18 protein-coding genes are annotated in these 13827 nt (G+C 35.7%); 8 read left to right on the forward strand and 10 right to left on the reverse strand.

Going from position 1 to position 13827, the window contains the following annotated elements; all coding sequences use genetic code 11:
* Positions 1–120: 120 nt before the first annotated feature.
* Entirely contained in the window at positions 121–771 is a 651-nt protein-coding gene (locus Q0252_RS02290) for a hypothetical protein (RefSeq protein ID WP_297983270.1), read from the reverse strand.
* A 188-nt stretch (positions 772–959) separates the two neighbouring features.
* On the opposite strand from Q0252_RS02290, the gene Q0252_RS02295 reads away from it, so the two are divergent.
* The 5 genes from Q0252_RS02295 to Q0252_RS02315 all read left to right on the forward strand — a co-directional run bounded on the left by Q0252_RS02295 (position 960) and on the right by Q0252_RS02315 (position 4705).
* Complete coding sequence (locus tag Q0252_RS02295) at positions 960–1499, forward strand: C40 family peptidase (RefSeq protein WP_297983272.1); 540 nt, start codon at positions 960–962, stop codon at positions 1497–1499.
* 112 nt (positions 1500–1611) lie between these two features.
* Positions 1612–2046, forward strand: coding sequence for a PH domain-containing protein (locus Q0252_RS02300; RefSeq protein ID WP_297983275.1), 435 nt, complete (start codon positions 1612–1614; stop codon positions 2044–2046).
* A 60-nt stretch (positions 2047–2106) separates the two neighbouring features.
* Positions 2107–2919 (forward strand): 2,3,4,5-tetrahydropyridine-2,6-dicarboxylate N-succinyltransferase, encoded by an 813-nt coding sequence (locus Q0252_RS02305; protein WP_297983278.1) that lies wholly within the window; start codon positions 2107–2109, stop codon positions 2917–2919.
* Positions 2920–2987: 68 nt separating this feature from the next.
* Positions 2988–3614 carry a glycosyltransferase family 32 protein gene (locus Q0252_RS02310; RefSeq protein WP_297983306.1) on the forward strand — a complete coding sequence of 209 codons (627 nt, stop codon included), beginning with the start codon at positions 2988–2990 and terminating at the stop codon, positions 3612–3614.
* On the forward strand, positions 3614–4705 hold the full coding sequence (locus Q0252_RS02315; RefSeq protein ID WP_297983280.1) for a glycosyltransferase family 1 protein: 1092 nt from the start codon (positions 3614–3616) through the stop codon (positions 4703–4705). Before Q0252_RS02310 ends, Q0252_RS02315 begins: the two co-directional genes overlap by 1 nt.
* A gap of 33 nt (positions 4706–4738) precedes the next feature.
* Here Q0252_RS02315 and Q0252_RS12270 read toward each other — a convergent pair whose 3' ends face one another.
* The 6 genes from Q0252_RS12270 to thrS form a co-directional block, all read right to left on the reverse strand.
* Positions 4739–4831 (reverse strand): hypothetical protein, encoded by a 93-nt coding sequence (locus Q0252_RS12270; RefSeq protein WP_367174807.1) that lies wholly within the window; start codon positions 4829–4831, stop codon positions 4739–4741.
* Entirely contained in the window at positions 4792–5238 is a 447-nt protein-coding gene (locus tag Q0252_RS02320; protein ID WP_297983283.1) for a hypothetical protein, read from the reverse strand. Before Q0252_RS02320 ends, Q0252_RS12270 begins: the two co-directional genes overlap by 40 nt.
* 197 nt (positions 5239–5435) lie before the next feature.
* Positions 5436–5780 (reverse strand): 50S ribosomal protein L20, encoded by a 345-nt coding sequence (gene rplT, locus Q0252_RS02325; protein WP_297983286.1) that lies wholly within the window; start codon positions 5778–5780, stop codon positions 5436–5438.
* Between the two features lie 121 nt (positions 5781–5901).
* Positions 5902–6099, reverse strand: coding sequence for a 50S ribosomal protein L35 (gene rpmI, locus Q0252_RS02330; protein WP_069799163.1), 198 nt, complete (start codon positions 6097–6099; stop codon positions 5902–5904).
* 168 nt (positions 6100–6267) lie between these two features.
* Positions 6268–6789 (reverse strand): translation initiation factor IF-3, encoded by a 522-nt coding sequence (infC, locus tag Q0252_RS02335; protein ID WP_297983308.1) that lies wholly within the window; start codon positions 6787–6789, stop codon positions 6268–6270.
* A 177-nt stretch (positions 6790–6966) separates the two neighbouring features.
* Positions 6967–8904 carry a threonine--tRNA ligase gene (gene thrS, locus Q0252_RS02340; protein ID WP_297983292.1) on the reverse strand — a complete coding sequence of 646 codons (1938 nt, stop codon included), beginning with the start codon at positions 8902–8904 and terminating at the stop codon, positions 6967–6969.
* Positions 8905–9184: 280 nt separating this feature from the next.
* Between thrS and Q0252_RS02345 the strand changes: the two genes are divergently transcribed.
* Positions 9185–9496 (forward strand): RNA-binding protein, encoded by a 312-nt coding sequence (locus tag Q0252_RS02345; protein ID WP_297983295.1) that lies wholly within the window; start codon positions 9185–9187, stop codon positions 9494–9496.
* Between the two features lie 40 nt (positions 9497–9536).
* On the opposite strand, the gene Q0252_RS02350 is transcribed toward Q0252_RS02345, so the two are convergent.
* Genes Q0252_RS02350 through Q0252_RS02360 form a run of 3 tightly spaced genes read right to left on the reverse strand, consistent with a single transcriptional unit; the run spans position 9537 to position 12411 of the window.
* On the reverse strand, positions 9537–11318 hold the full coding sequence (locus Q0252_RS02350) for a DUF4153 domain-containing protein (RefSeq protein WP_297983299.1): 1782 nt from the start codon (positions 11316–11318) through the stop codon (positions 9537–9539).
* A gap of 24 nt (positions 11319–11342) precedes the next feature.
* The gene (locus tag Q0252_RS02355) at positions 11343–11801 is read right to left on the reverse strand and encodes a BlaI/MecI/CopY family transcriptional regulator (protein ID WP_297983301.1); all 459 of its coding nucleotides are present in this window, start codon (positions 11799–11801) and stop codon (positions 11343–11345) included.
* Positions 11802–11805: 4 nt separating this feature from the next.
* Positions 11806–12411 (reverse strand): phosphatase PAP2 family protein, encoded by a 606-nt coding sequence (locus Q0252_RS02360; protein WP_297983302.1) that lies wholly within the window; start codon positions 12409–12411, stop codon positions 11806–11808.
* 120 nt (positions 12412–12531) lie between these two features.
* Here Q0252_RS02360 and pdhA point away from each other — a divergent pair, with 120 nt between their 5' ends.
* Positions 12532–13533: a pyruvate dehydrogenase (acetyl-transferring) E1 component subunit alpha gene (gene pdhA / locus Q0252_RS02365; protein ID WP_297983304.1), complete on the forward strand. Its 1002-nt coding sequence runs from the start codon at positions 12532–12534 to the stop codon at positions 13531–13533.
* Between the two features lie 127 nt (positions 13534–13660).
* Positions 13661–13827, forward strand: a 167-nt coding sequence (locus Q0252_RS02370; RefSeq protein ID WP_297983309.1) for a biotin/lipoyl-containing protein, incomplete at its 3' end; no start/stop codon positions are given.

The following is a 13827-nucleotide window of genomic DNA, read 5'->3' on the forward strand; positions in this document are numbered from 1 at the left end:
AAAGGCTTATTATTGCTAACATTACAGGGTTATGATTAAAAACGGATAATCAAAATTTTAAAAGATTAATTTGGAAAAAAAAAACCACCTTTATCAGGTGGTTTACGGTTGTCTTGGTATTTAAACAAAACCCATATTCAGGATTTTGTCATTTTTTTTGAGCACTGCAAAATGCAGCAGTTCGTCGGAGTCATCGAAATATTTATCAAACACAAAAAGTTTCTGTCCGGTAGCAATAGGAGAGGAGTCTTCGTGTTTTTGTATCATATAATTTTCGAAATTGGGTTTTAAAGTGATGATGATGAATTGGTCAGCAGTAGTAGTTTTGGTTAAGGAAACAGAGTTGTCCATAAGATTAATGCTTTTTTCGGCAACACCGTTCATATTTTCAATCTCACCAAATACAAAATCACGCAGTATTTTATGCGCTCCGGATTGTTGCATCCCGACATGAACTTTCCTTTTTCCACGTCCGGAAGCGGTGTCCAAATCCTTTATTTTCGTCATCAGCTTTGCAAATTTTTGGTAAAGATATTTGTCGCCACTTTCCTTTAAAAATTCTGCAAGCGCTTCACGAATAGCTTTTCCGCTTTTCGAACTGTGACCAAATTCATTGCTGTTTTCCCTTACTTTCTGATATTTCGGGTTGGAGTTGTATGCTTCTTTACTGAAACCACTTTTCTTACGCATAACCTGTACACCGTTCAGTTCGTAGAACACATAATTGTCCAACGCGCCAGAAATTTTTACGATGCTCTGATATTTTGCCATAATGGTTTTTCGAAATAGAAAACAAAGATATAATTAATTTTTCAAAATAAATAAAATATTATAGTATAGTTATAGTATAATTTTATTATATTTGTAGTATTGTATTTATGCATGTAATATTTTGTGTATTATTACGTTGTTAGAGACCATCAACAAAGCATTTAAATAAAAACAAGAAAAGTAAACTGATGAAAAAGTATTTGTTATCGACAATGGTTGCTGCGGTTTTGGTTTCGTGTGGAAGTTCACGAAATGTCGTTGTGAAAAGAGAAGTTCCTACGAAAACTGTTGCGAAAACCGCAGATGTGAAATCTTTGGAATCCAATTTTTCTGGCAGAAATTCTTTTGTAGTGAACGATATTTTGAAGGATGCCGAAAAATATTTGGGTGCACCTTACAAATATGCGGGAACGACTTCTTCCGGTTTCGACTGTTCGGGTTTTACAGGAAAAGTCTTTAGTGAAAATAATCTGGAACTACCGAGACGTTCGGCCGACCAAGCCAACACCGGTGAAAAAATTGAAATAAAAAATACCAAACCTGGTGATTTAATTTTCTTCGCCACTTCTGGAGGTACAAAGGTTTCTCATGTAGGAATTGTGCACGATATAGGAAACGACGGCGAAGTAAAATTCATCCATGCATCCACCTCAAAAGGCGTCATTATTTCGTCATTGAATGAAAAATATTGGAACAAAGCGTATTTATTTGCACGCCGCGTTCTTTAAGAAAATTTCCTTTGGGAACTATATTTAAAATTATGAAACCTAGAAACATCCGCCCGTAAAAGCGGATGTTTCGCTTTTTTATCATTAAATTTGTTAGAAATCAAAAAAGGTGATGAAGAAAACATTTCGTACAAAAATCGGTTTGGAACTTATTATATTTCTTGCAGGTGTATTGATTTTCTGTTTCTATGGGGCGAAAGACATCAAAGCGCTGTATGTCCTAATTCCCTTTGTTTTGTTCTTTGTCTATATTTTTAGCGCCATTAAATACGAAATTGAAAGGGAAACTTTAACAGTGAAAAATGCTTTCTTTCTTAAAACTAAAATTCCTATTTCAGAAATCAAAAGCGTAGTTGAAACCAATAATCCTTTAAGTTCTCCGGCAGCTTCTTTGGACCGTTTGTACATCAATTACGGAAAAGCAGATTCTGTCATTATTTCTCCGGTAAATCGTGATGAATTTATTACGGAATTAAAGCACATTAATCCTGAAATAAAGGTCGAACTGAAAAAAGAACCAACGATTTTTTCAAAATTGGCAGTTTAACTTTTGTTTACGGGTTTCAATCCTTATTTTTGCGCTACAACTATAAACATTAAAAAAATCATGAGTTTACAGCAAACTATCGAGAATATTTGGGATAACAGAGATTTACTTCAGAACGAAGACAGCCAAACAGCAATTCGCGAAGTCGTAAAACAATTAGATTTAGGCGTACTTCGAGTTGCTGAACCTACTGAAAATGGCTGGAAAGTAAATGAGTGGGTGAAGAAAGCGGTGGTAATGTATTTCCCAATCCAAAAAATGGAAACCATTGAAGTAGGACCTTTCGAGTTTCATGATAAAATTCCTTTGAAGAAAAATTATGCTGAAAAAGGCGTAAGAGTAGTTCCTCACGCTATCGCGAGAGAAGGAGCTTACGTTGCACCTGGTGTCATTATGATGCCTTCTTATGTGAATATTGGAGCTTACGTAGATTCCGGTACTATGGTAGATACTTGGGCTACAGTTGGAAGCTGCGCACAAATTGGAAAGGATGTGCATTTGAGTGGTGGCGTTGGAATTGGTGGTGTTTTGGAACCTTTGCAAGCTGCGCCGGTAATTATTGAAGACAATGTTTTTGTTGGTTCAAGATGTATCGTTGTAGAAGGCGTGCATGTGGAAAAAGAAGCAGTTTTAGGAGCAAACGTAGTTTTAACAGGTTCTACAAAAATTATTGACGTTACGGGCGAAACTCCAGTAGAAATTAAAGGAAGAGTTCCGGCTCGTTCTGTGGTGATTCCGGGAAGTTATACGAAGAAATTTCCTGCGGGCGAATTTCAGGTTCCTTGCGCTTTGATTATCGGACAAAGAAAAGAATCTACCGACAAGAAAACCTCTCTTAACGATGCTTTGAGAGACAATAACGTTGCAGTTTAAAAATTCACTATTCACCATTGAATTAGAGTAAAGTGATTCCAAAAAATATATTTCAAACCTTTAAAACGGTGGATTTACCGTGGATTACGAGGTTTTATATTTCCAGAATGAAAAAGAAAAATCCGGGATGGAGGTATCATTTCTATGATGATGCAAAAATCCTGGAATTTTTTGAAAAAGAATTCCCGCAGGAATATCTTAAAGCCTATAAAAGTTTGACCATTGGTGCTGCTAAAGCCGACTTTTTCCGTTATGCAGTGCTGTACAAATATGGTGGATTGTATTTGGATATCGACAGTTACGACAAAACGCCTTTGGATGAATTTATAAAACCGGACGACGAATTTATTGTCACCAACGAAGGAAATCCGGGATTTTACTGTCAGTGGGGATTAATTTCGAATAAAAATCATCCCTTTTTGCAGCGTACTTTGGAAAAAGCTTTGGAGAACATCCAATCGCACCGATTTCCGCATGACGTTCACAGAACAACCGGACCAACAGTTTATACCGATGCTGTAAATGAAGTTTTGGCAGAAAATCCGGAAACCCCTCATCGTTTTTTAGGAACCGATTTCGAAGGTCACCTTCGCTTTAAATACAAATTGGGCAGAATTTTCCTTTATGGTAAAAAATCTGAACACTGGAAGAAAAAGCAGCTTTCTCAGGACATCATTAAACCTTCTGAAGATTAATGAAGATTGCCTACGACGCCAAAAGATTTTTCAACAATGCTTCCGGATTGGGGAACTATTCCCGTGATTTGGTAAGAATTTTGGCGACGTTTTACCCAGAAAATCAATACTTTCTCCTCAATAAAAATACTTCCGAAAGAGGAAAAGCAATTCTGAATTTTCCCAATGTTTCCTTTGTTAAAACTTCGTCCGGAAAATTTGCGCGACAGTTTAAAATGGGGAAGGACGCTCAAAACATCAATGCAGATATTTTTCATGGACTTTCCGGTGAATTACCTTTAAAATGGAAAGAAAAACCGATTAAGAAAATCGTGACAATTCACGATTTAATTTTTGAAAGATTTCCTGAGTATTACTCATGGTTCGACAGAAAAATTCATTTCTGGAAATTTAAAAAAGCGGCGAACAATTCAGATGTAATTATTGCCATTTCGGAACAGACTAAACGCGATATCATTCAGTATTTAAAAGTTCCCGAAAGTAAAATCAAAGTCGTTTATCAAGGTTGTCATCAGGCTTTTAAAGAATTTATTTTCCCTGAATTTTTAAATCAAACCAAAGAAAAATATAATCTTCCGGAAAGATTTATTTTAAATGTCGGAACGATCGAAGAAAGAAAAAATCTTCTGAATGTGATAAAAGCACTGAAAGACACGAAGATTCCGTTGGTTGTTGTTGGGAAAAAGCAGAAGAAATATTTTCAGAAAATTGAAAAAGAAATCCGAAAAAACGGAGTAGAAGTTCAGTTTCTCGAAAATGTCAATATGAATGAACTGGCTGCGATTTACAGACTGGCCGATATTTTTATTTATCCAAGTTTATTTGAAGGTTTTGGAATCCCAGTGATTGAAGCTTTATTTTCGGGAACTCCCGTTATTACAAGTAATGTCAGCTGTCTTCCTGAAGCCGGCGGAAAAAATTCCACCTACGTCAATCCTTTATCTGTCGAAGATATCCGTTCAAAAGTTCTTCATCTTTGGGAAAATAAATCAGAACGAAAAAGACGCCGCGAAAAAAGTTTTGATTTTGTCCAGAAATTCAGCGACGAAAATATTGCAGAAGAACTGATGAGAGTTTATAAAAATCTATAAAAAAACCTGAGCAAATGCTCAGGTTCTTTATTTTTAATGTTTGATGATGACCGTTTCCATGATGGATTGCTTTGATGTTTTTAATATTAGATAATAAACACCATTGCTGATTTTGGAAGTATTAATCTGATTTTTGTCTTTATCTCATTTGCACCAACACCGGCTGCAACACTGTCAAAATGAGCTCCAATTATTACATAAGTATCAGGATAAACAGTTCCTGTTTTAGTAACAATTAAATTATAATATGGTGTTGAAGTAGAGCCTGCATTATGAAGCTGTATTTGAGAGCTTGTGTAACCAAAGTTAAGTAGTTTTTGGTTAATGTAGGTCAATGCATTATTGTTATTAGCAAGATAAGTACTGTTAATAGAGTTTCCAAGATATCTGACTCCAGTTGCAGCTAAATCAGCATTATAAGTCTGAAGGTTGGTTTGGCTTACAATATCCGCGCGGTCTTTATAAGCCTGAACCATTTGTGCAGAAAATAAAGAACTAAGTGCAATTGCAGAAAGGAGAGCGATTTTTTTCATGGTTATTAGTTTTCAATTTTTTTATGAAAACAATAATAATTAATTATCGTAAACAATCGTTTAGAAATATCATATTCTTTTAAGAAATTTCACTTGTTTTTATAGAGTTAATGCGTGTTTGCAATAATTTTTCCACTCGGAGATAAAAAAAATCCCGAACCTAAGTCCGGGATTCTGTATTGATAACAAAAAATTATTTATTTTACTTGATCTACAACTGCTTTGAAAGCTTCAGGGTGATTCATTGCTAAATCTGCTAAAACTTTTCTGTTAAGCTCAATGTTGTTTTTCTTAAGAGCTCCCATAAACTGAGAGTAAGACATACCTTCTTGTCTTGCACCTGCGTTAATACGCGTGATCCAAAGAGCACGGAAATTTCTTTTCTTCTCTTTTCTTCCACGGTAAGCATATTGCATTGCTTTTTCTACCGCGTTTTTAGCAACCGTCCAAACGTTTTTTCTTCTACCGAAAAAACCTTTAGCCTGCTTCATAACTTTTTTTCTGCGAGCTCTAGAAGCTACTGCATTTACTGATCTTGGCATAATTTAAATTGTTTTTTTTGAATTGTGCGGTGCATGTTTCAACACTCTTTTGGGCTCCAATTCAGGGTTAAAATTTCTGAATTTTTTGAATTCTTATAAACCGAATATAGATTTATAAAAACTACTTAATTGCTAATTGACGCAAAACGCTTTTCTCGTCCACAGTAGCAACGTAAGAAGTTTGCGTAAGATTTCTCTTTTGCTTAGTTTCTTTTTTCGTCAAGATGTGGCTTTTGTAAGCATTTTTTCTTTTGATCTTTCCGGTTCCGGTAAGAGCAAAACGCTTTTTAGCACCTGATTTCGTTTTTAATTTTGGCATTGTTTTGCTTTTTTGTTATTTGTTATCAATATTTTGAGTGTGCAAAATTAAGAAAAATTCTGCAATTATCTGCATAAAATCGTGAAAAGAGACTTCCTGAGAAATCTCTTTATATTATTGAGCAAATTTACTGTTTACAAGCGAAGCGAATTCACTATTGACCATAAATTATTTAGCCGGTTTTTTCGGGCTCATCATCATAATCATTCTTTTCCCTTCAAGCTTTGGAAGTTGGTCTACTTTACCAACGTGCTCCAGTTCCTGAGCTAATTTAAGAAGCAAAATTTCTCCCTGATCTTTAAAAATGATAGAACGTCCCTTGAAGAATACATACGTTTTCAGTTTAGAACCTTCTTCTAGGAATTTTTCAGCATGTTTCTTCTTGAAATCGTAATCGTGGTCATCGGTTTGCGGTCCGAAACGGATTTCCTTTACCACCACTTTTACCTGTTTTGCTTTCAGTTCCTTTTGCTTTTTCTTTTGCTCGTAAAGGAATTTCTTGTAATCAAGAATTCTTGCAATATAAGGTTCAGCTTTGTCGGAAATTACCACCAAGTCTAGTTCCTGGTCTTTTGCAATCTGTAAAGCTTTTGCTACCGGATAAACTCCTGCTTCCACGTTATCGCCCACCAAACGAACTTCCTTCGCGCGGATTTTTTCGTTGATCTGATGTGCGTCCTCTTTCTGTATCGGACGTCTTGGGCCTCTGTTGTTAAATCTCTGTGCTATTGTATTAAATTTTAAATTATACTTGCTTTCGGCTTTCGGCAATCTGCTTTCTGCCTATAAAAATCTTTGATTTTTAAAAATTTTCTGATTTTAGTTCTTAAGTTATTCAACTAAAATCTTTTGTTTATTTTGTGGTTTTTATTTACCGAATTCAAATCCGGTGTCTGCAGCTTTTTTGAAATAGTTGATGAAGTTTTCAACACTCATCGCTCCTAAATCTCCTTCGCCACGTCTTCTTACAGAAACGGTCCCTTCGTTTTCTTCATTTTCTCCTACGACCAACATGAAAGGAATTTTCTTCAATTCCGCATCTCTGATTTTCTTACCGGTTTTTTCATTTCGGTCATCAATCAAGCCGCTAATTTCGTGATTTTCCAGCAATTGTGAAACTTTTTTTGCATAATCCACATATTTTTCACTTATTGGAAGAATGATAAACTGTTCCGGACTTAACCATAAAGGGAAATCTCCGGCAGTATTTTCCAGCAAAATAGCGATGAAACGTTCCATAGAACCGAAAGGTGCTCTGTGAATCATTACCGGTCTGTGTTTTTCGTTATCGTTCCCAACATACCACAAATCGAATCTTTCCGGCAAATTGTAATCTACCTGAATGGTTCCTAATTGCCAACTTCTTCCCAAAGCGTCTTTCACCATGAAATCAAGTTTCGGTCCGTAGAATGCAGCTTCACCATATTCAACAACGGTTTTCAAACCTTTGTTGGCTGCAGCCTGAATAATTGCGTTTTCCGCTTTTTCCCAGTTCTCATCAGAACCAATATATTTTTCGCGATTTTCTTGGTCACGAAGAGAAACCTGCGTCACGAAATCCGAGAAACCAAGCGAGTTGAAAACATACATTACCAAATCGATAACGCCTTCAAATTCCTTTAATAATTGGTCCGGCGTACAGAACAAATGCGCATCATCCTGAGTAAATCCACGAACTCTCGTTAAACCGTGCAATTCTCCGGACTGTTCATATCTGTAAACTGTTCCGAATTCTGCATATCTTTTGGGCAAATCTCGGTAAGACCATTGTCCAACTTTATAAATTTCGCAGTGATGCGGACAGTTCATTGGTTTCAGCATAAATTCTTCACCTTCATTCGGAGTTTTGATGACTTGAAATGAATCTGCACCATATTTTTGGAAGTGTCCAGAAGTTTTGTACAACTCAACATTTCCGATATGAGGTGTCATTACGAATTCGTAACCCGCTTTTTTCTGCGCTTCAGAAAGGAAATTTTCCAGTTTTTTTCTCAATGCAGTTCCTTTAGGTAACCACAAAGGAAGTCCGGCTCCAACTTTTTCAGAGAAAGCAAAAATTCCCAGTTCTCTTCCTAATTTTCTGTGGTCGCGACGTTTTGCTTCTTCAAGTCTTTCAAGATATTCCGTTAAATCTTTCTGTTTAGGGAAAGAAATACCGTAAACTCTTGTCAGCTGAGGATTGTTTTCGTTTCCTCTCCAGTAAGCTCCGGCTGCGTTTAAGATTTTTACCGCTTTTACAATTCCTGTGGACGGAATATGCCCACCACGACAAAGGTCTGTGAAGTTATCATGGGTACAGAATGTAATTTCTCCGTCTTCAAGATTCGAAATTAATTCAATTTTGTAAGGATTGTCTGCGTATTCTTTTAAAGCATCTGCTTTGGAAACAGCGTAAAGATTAAAAGTTGAATCTTTTTTCGCGTTCTCCAGCATTTTCTTTTCGATTTTTTCGAATTCTCTTTCACTTAAAGCTTCGCCACCGAAATCTACATCATAATAGAAACCGCTTTGAATTGCAGGACCAATCGTGAGTTTTGCGTTCGGATAAAACTCCAAAATTGCCTGCGCTAAAAGGTGGGCGGAAGAATGCCAAAATGCTTTTTTTCCCAAATCATCATTCCACGTCAGAAGCTGAACCGTTGCATCTTGCGTTATTGGCGTGGTGATTTCTACCTGTTTTCCGTCCACAAGTGCGGAAATGGTATTTCTAGCCAAACCTTCGCTAATTGATTTTGCAACATCAAGCGCAGAAACTGCACTTTCAAATTCTTTGATGCTTCCGTCCGGAAGAGTGATTTTTACCATAATCTTGCTTCAAAATTTATAATGTGCAAAAATAGCGATTTTCTGTGAATTGATGAAGACTTTCGAAAGCTTACCCTAAAATATTTAATGTGCTGAAATTTAGAATTTTACGAACTGGTAGAAATATTGATAAATCATATTGCTTAAAATATAATCTGTGGTTGATTTAATTATTGTATCTTGCAACAGATTTTATAGCCGAAATCAATATGTGTTCGTCATTTGTTGTTTTTCTTATATAAAGTCAAACTGCATTTTTTTTAACTTTTTTAAACATCGAATGATGAACATTTTTGTATCAAACATTAATTATGGGACGAAAGAACAATCGTTATTAGATTTGTTCTCTCAATTTGGGGAAGTATCTTCTGCAAAGATTATTACTGACCGTGAAACTGGTAGAAGCCGTGGATTCGGTTTCGTTGAAATGAGTGACGAGGAAGGAAAAGCTGCTGTTGAAGCTTTGAACGGACAAGATTTGGACGGCAAAACTTTAAACGTTGCTGAGGCTAAACCTAGAGAAGAAAAACCAAGAAGAAGCTTCGATAATAACAGAAGATTCGGTGGTAACGGTTCTTCAGGAAGATGGTAAGATTAATTTAACTTACAATAAAAGCGGCTTTTTAGCCGCTTTATTTTTTCCGAATCAGAAGAAAACCATCATTGAAATAAATGTTTTCGTTATTTGTTTTTTCACGAACTAAATTTTCTAGCATTATTTTGATATGGTAATTTCCTAAATCTTTCTCCGCAGAAATTTCATCAACGTGAATTCTTCCGGCTCTTCCTTTATATTGATTCAATTTTTGCTCAAAAACTTCGCCGAGATTCCAGGTTTCCTTGTTGTTGAGTTTCAGCTCGATTTTTTTGTCTTTCCAATAGGTGTTGGTCATTTTGAAATTGTCGGTTCCAATGAATGTTCCTTCATCGTGATAAAAACTGTTGACTTTTCCTACATATTGATAACCTTCAACATTGGTGAATTTTTGTGAAGTATAAATTTCCAGTCTTTCTTTTTCAGCATTAACTTTCGTGTATTCAATCTTTTTGAATTTTGCCCGCAAATCATCACTAATACTGTAATAATTGATTTTTTTCTGCGTGTCTGCTAAAATTTTTTGGTCTTCAGCTTTTAAAAACTGAAGAAGAAATTCTTTTTCATTTCGTTTTTCAAGAAAATCGAATTTACTAACGACTTCATCTACAACAGTATCTGAAACTTTTTTATCAAAATTGATGGTTCCTTTTTCAAGTAAATTATTTTGAATGAGAACTTTTTGAAGTTCACTTTTTTGACTTTTTTTAGAAGCAGAAAAAGCATTAAAATAAGGGAACACCAGTGCAAATAATCCAAATGCAAACAAACTGATGGGAACAAATTTAATTGTTGGTTTCTTGGCAAAAATAAAATAGAGTACAACGGAAGTCAACCACAAGGCAAGAAGCAGAACGTAATATCTCGGTTCAGTATATCCATATTCCAAAATTCTTGTAAAAATCGCCGTGAAAAGCAAAACGATTAATGGAAGCAGCGTATAATAAAATATTTTCGAGAATACTTTTACCCATGATTTTGTAGAATCTTCTTTTAATGGATGAACGAGCAGCAAAGCCAGAATTCCAACAACAGAATAGGCGAGAACGAGGTAAGAAACCCAACCTCTCGGAAGTTCCCAATTGATTAAAATTTTTGCGGAATAGAAATACAGAATTACTGCGTAAATCAGCAAAAGCGGAATCAAAACATACTGTGTGAAAAACTTCAGAATGACAGGATATTCACCATCATTTTCCAAATATTTCAACCCTTTCTCATTGAAGAGTAAGAAGATAAAACAGCTTCCGAAAATCGCGAAAAAGTAGAACGTTTCTGCGTATAGTTTGTCTTCAAATTTAAAATCAAAAAGTTTATCAACCGCTAAAATCGCGAGTTCAACTCCACCGGTTAAAACTCCGGTAAAAACAGCGGTTAAGAAGAAATTAATAAACAGATTTTTGTTGTACTGCCAGAAATTCAGTTCCCGGTTTTTGCCCAAAAATGGTGCAAAAGAAACCAAAAGATGCGACATGATAATTACAGGAATAATCAGAAATGCATATTTTTCTGTAAAATCCCGTTCGCGTTCGGGAAGCAGCCAATAAAAAAATATCAAAAAATTTATGCCAAGAATCTGTAGAATCAGTTCTTTTCCAATTCTTTCCGAAAGCATTTTCAAAGCGAACATCAGTGAAATTCCGATGCACGAAACCAAAGCGAATTTTACAAAGGGAAAGTTGTAATCGTATTGGTCCCAATCTCTTTCTGCAAAACAAATTAGCGCAACTGCGGCCAAAAAAGCCATCAAAAGCACCATTGGATATTTCCGGAAAACATCATCGGTTTTACCGAAAATTTGTTTGAATTTTTCAATCATTTTGCTTTGGTTTTACGGATGTAATTACTTTTTCTTTTTGCCCTTTTTCTTCTTGTCCTTCTTCTTTCTCTTATCGGACGTTAGTTCTTCAATATAATCGATGATTGGATTTTCGGATTTTTTAGAGGTTGATTTTTCAGGTTTTTCAGCTGTGGTTTCTTCAGAATTAATCAGTTTTTCATCCTTCAAAACCTGCACTAAATCGTTTGCCGAATTGTTAAAATAATTTTCGATGAAATTTTTCAAAGCCAATTTTCGGTATTCTTCAAAAGGAACGGCAACGGTGTATTTAAAAATTCTACCTTCTTTTTTTGTGGACAGAAAGGCTTTTTCTACCAATATTTTCATGAAGGTTGAAACGGTGTTCTGATGCGGTTTTGGTTCGGGAAGCTGCTCCATCACTTCTTTCATATAAGCGGTGTTCAGTTTCCACAAAATATGCATCAGATTTTCTTCTGCCGTTGTTAAATGATTTATTTTCATACGATTAATGCTGAATTTGGATTGAGGTATAAAGATAAATAAAAGAAACCAAAATCGCGAGCGTTGCGCCCATCATTACTTCTTTTGGCGTATGTCTTTTCAAAATAATCCTTGTAGATCCTACCAAAACAGAAATTCCTATCCAAAGAAGTCCCAACATTTCATTCTCCCTGAAAAATAATGCTGCCACAAAAAAGTTGAAAGCAGTATGCATCGAACTTTTGATAAAATAATTGGAAAGCTGCATCACGAGAAGTAAAACCAAGAGGAAAAACATCACCAAATCAAGCTTTCCTTTCGTGAAAAAATCGTACAAAAGATATACAGCCATCGAAATTCCTATAAATATATAAAGACTTTTTCTTTGATTTCGGTTGGAAACGTCCATATTGCTGTACTTTCCGGTTTTTACATTCCAAAAAATCCAACCAGAAATAGGGATGATGGTAATGAAGAGAATAGGTAGAAATCGGCGAATTGCTTCTTCAAAACCATAATTTTTACTGCTGTAGTAAATAAAAAAAATCAGCAGCGACGTTAATGGATTAAAGAAATTGGAAATTACTTTGGAAACTGAAATCAATAGAGGAGAAAGTTGGTTATTCATCATATTATTTATGCTTCAAAAATAACCTATTTTTAAATAAGGTGTAAAACGAAAATAATGCTGTTATGCTGATAATAAAATTAAACTTTTTTACTATTTTTGCTGAATATTTCAAAATGATTTATGAAGGAATTTTCAAAAGAAGTATACCTAAAATGGTATGAGGATATGACGATGTGGAGAAGGTTTGAAGACAAATGCCGCTCCCTTTATCTAAAACAGAAAATCAGAGGTTTTTTACATTTATATAACGGACAGGAAGCTATTCCTGCCGGTTTTACACATGCAATGGACCTGTCTAAAGACAGCATGATTACGGCGTACAGATGCCACATTCATCCAATGGCAATGGGAGTTGACCCGAAAAGAATTATGGCAGAACTTTGCGGTAAAGCTACGGGAACTTCAGGCGGAATGGGTGGTTCTATGCACATTTTCAGTAAAGAGCACAGGTTTTACGGAGGTCACGGTATTGTTGGTGGACAAATTCCTTTGGGTGCAGGTATTGCTTTTGCGGATAAATATTACGACAGAAAAGCGGTGAACATCTGTTTCTTCGGAGACGGAGCAGCGCGTCAAGGTTCGCTTCACGAAACGTTTAACATGGCGATGAACTGGAAACTTCCGGTGGTTTTCGTTGTGGAAAACAATCAGTATGCGATGGGAACTTCTGTAAAAAGAACGGCAAACCACGAAGATATCTATAAATTAGGTTTGGGTTATGAAATGCCTTGTCTTGCAGTAGATGCAATGGATCCTGAAAAAGTGGCGGAAGTTGCCTTCGAAGCTATTGAGAGAGCAAGAAGAGGAGACGGACCAACTTTTATTGAAGCAAGAACGTACCGTTACAGAGGTCACTCTATGTCGGATGCAGAACCTTACAGAACCAAAGAGGAGGTGGCAATGCACAAAAAAGACGACCCTATTGAACTTCTGAAAGAAAGAATTCTAGAAAATAAGTGGGCTTCTGAAGACGAATTGAACGCAATCGACGAAAAATCCAGAGAGTTTGTTGAAGAATGTGTGGAATTCATGGAGCAGTCTCCGTTCCCAACTCAAGAAAAAATCTACGAATATGTTTATGCTGAGGAAAATTATCCTTTCATCGACAAATTAGAAAACTAAACACAATTTGATAATAATTCAATTTGAAATTTTGAAAATTGAATTGTTCAAAATATTTAAAAATTAAATGTTCAGAATTTGAAGCATTTTCAAATCTTCAAGTTCAGACATTTTCAAACTAAAAATTATGGCTGAAGTTATTACAATGCCCCGTCTTTCCGACACTATGACCGATGGTAAAGTTGCCAAATGGCACAAAAAAGTTGGTGATGCTGTAAAAGAGGGAGATATTCTTGCAGAAATTGAAACAGATAAAGCCGTTCAGGATTTTGAATCTGAAGTGAACGGAACGCT

This window comes from uncultured Chryseobacterium sp. (assembly GCF_936933875.1).
Classification (GTDB): domain Bacteria; phylum Bacteroidota; class Bacteroidia; order Flavobacteriales; family Weeksellaceae; genus CAKZIK01.

Excerpts from the sequence above, each read along its gene's own strand:
- Q0252_RS02320 (WP_297983283.1), bottom strand. The coding sequence starts at position 5,238 with ATGAAAAAAATCGCTCTCCTTTCTGCAATTGCACTTAGTTCTTTATTT.
- Q0252_RS02350 (WP_297983299.1), bottom strand. The coding sequence starts at position 11,318 with ATGATTGAAAAATTCAAACAAATTTTCGGTAAAACCGATGATGTTTTC.
- rplT (WP_297983286.1), bottom strand. The coding sequence starts at position 5,780 with ATGCCAAGATCAGTAAATGCAGTAGCTTCTAGAGCTCGCAGAAAAAAA.
- Q0252_RS02305 (WP_297983278.1), top strand. The coding sequence starts at position 2,107 with ATGAGTTTACAGCAAACTATCGAGAATATTTGGGATAACAGAGATTTA.
- Q0252_RS02300 (WP_297983275.1), top strand. The coding sequence starts at position 1,612 with ATGAAGAAAACATTTCGTACAAAAATCGGTTTGGAACTTATTATATTT.
- pdhA (WP_297983304.1), top strand. The coding sequence starts at position 12,532 with ATGAAGGAATTTTCAAAAGAAGTATACCTAAAATGGTATGAGGATATG.
- rpmI (WP_069799163.1), bottom strand. The coding sequence starts at position 6,099 with ATGCCAAAATTAAAAACGAAATCAGGTGCTAAAAAGCGTTTTGCTCTT.
- Q0252_RS02290 (WP_297983270.1), bottom strand. The coding sequence starts at position 771 with ATGGCAAAATATCAGAGCATCGTAAAAATTTCTGGCGCGTTGGACAAT.
- Q0252_RS02315 (WP_297983280.1), top strand. The coding sequence starts at position 3,614 with ATGAAGATTGCCTACGACGCCAAAAGATTTTTCAACAATGCTTCCGGA.
- thrS (WP_297983292.1), bottom strand. The coding sequence starts at position 8,904 with ATGGTAAAAATCACTCTTCCGGACGGAAGCATCAAAGAATTTGAAAGT.
- Q0252_RS02360 (WP_297983302.1), bottom strand. The coding sequence starts at position 12,411 with ATGATGAATAACCAACTTTCTCCTCTATTGATTTCAGTTTCCAAAGTA.
- Q0252_RS02295 (WP_297983272.1), top strand. The coding sequence starts at position 960 with ATGAAAAAGTATTTGTTATCGACAATGGTTGCTGCGGTTTTGGTTTCG.
- Q0252_RS02355 (WP_297983301.1), bottom strand. The coding sequence starts at position 11,801 with ATGAAAATAAATCATTTAACAACGGCAGAAGAAAATCTGATGCATATT.
- Q0252_RS02345 (WP_297983295.1), top strand. The coding sequence starts at position 9,185 with ATGATGAACATTTTTGTATCAAACATTAATTATGGGACGAAAGAACAA.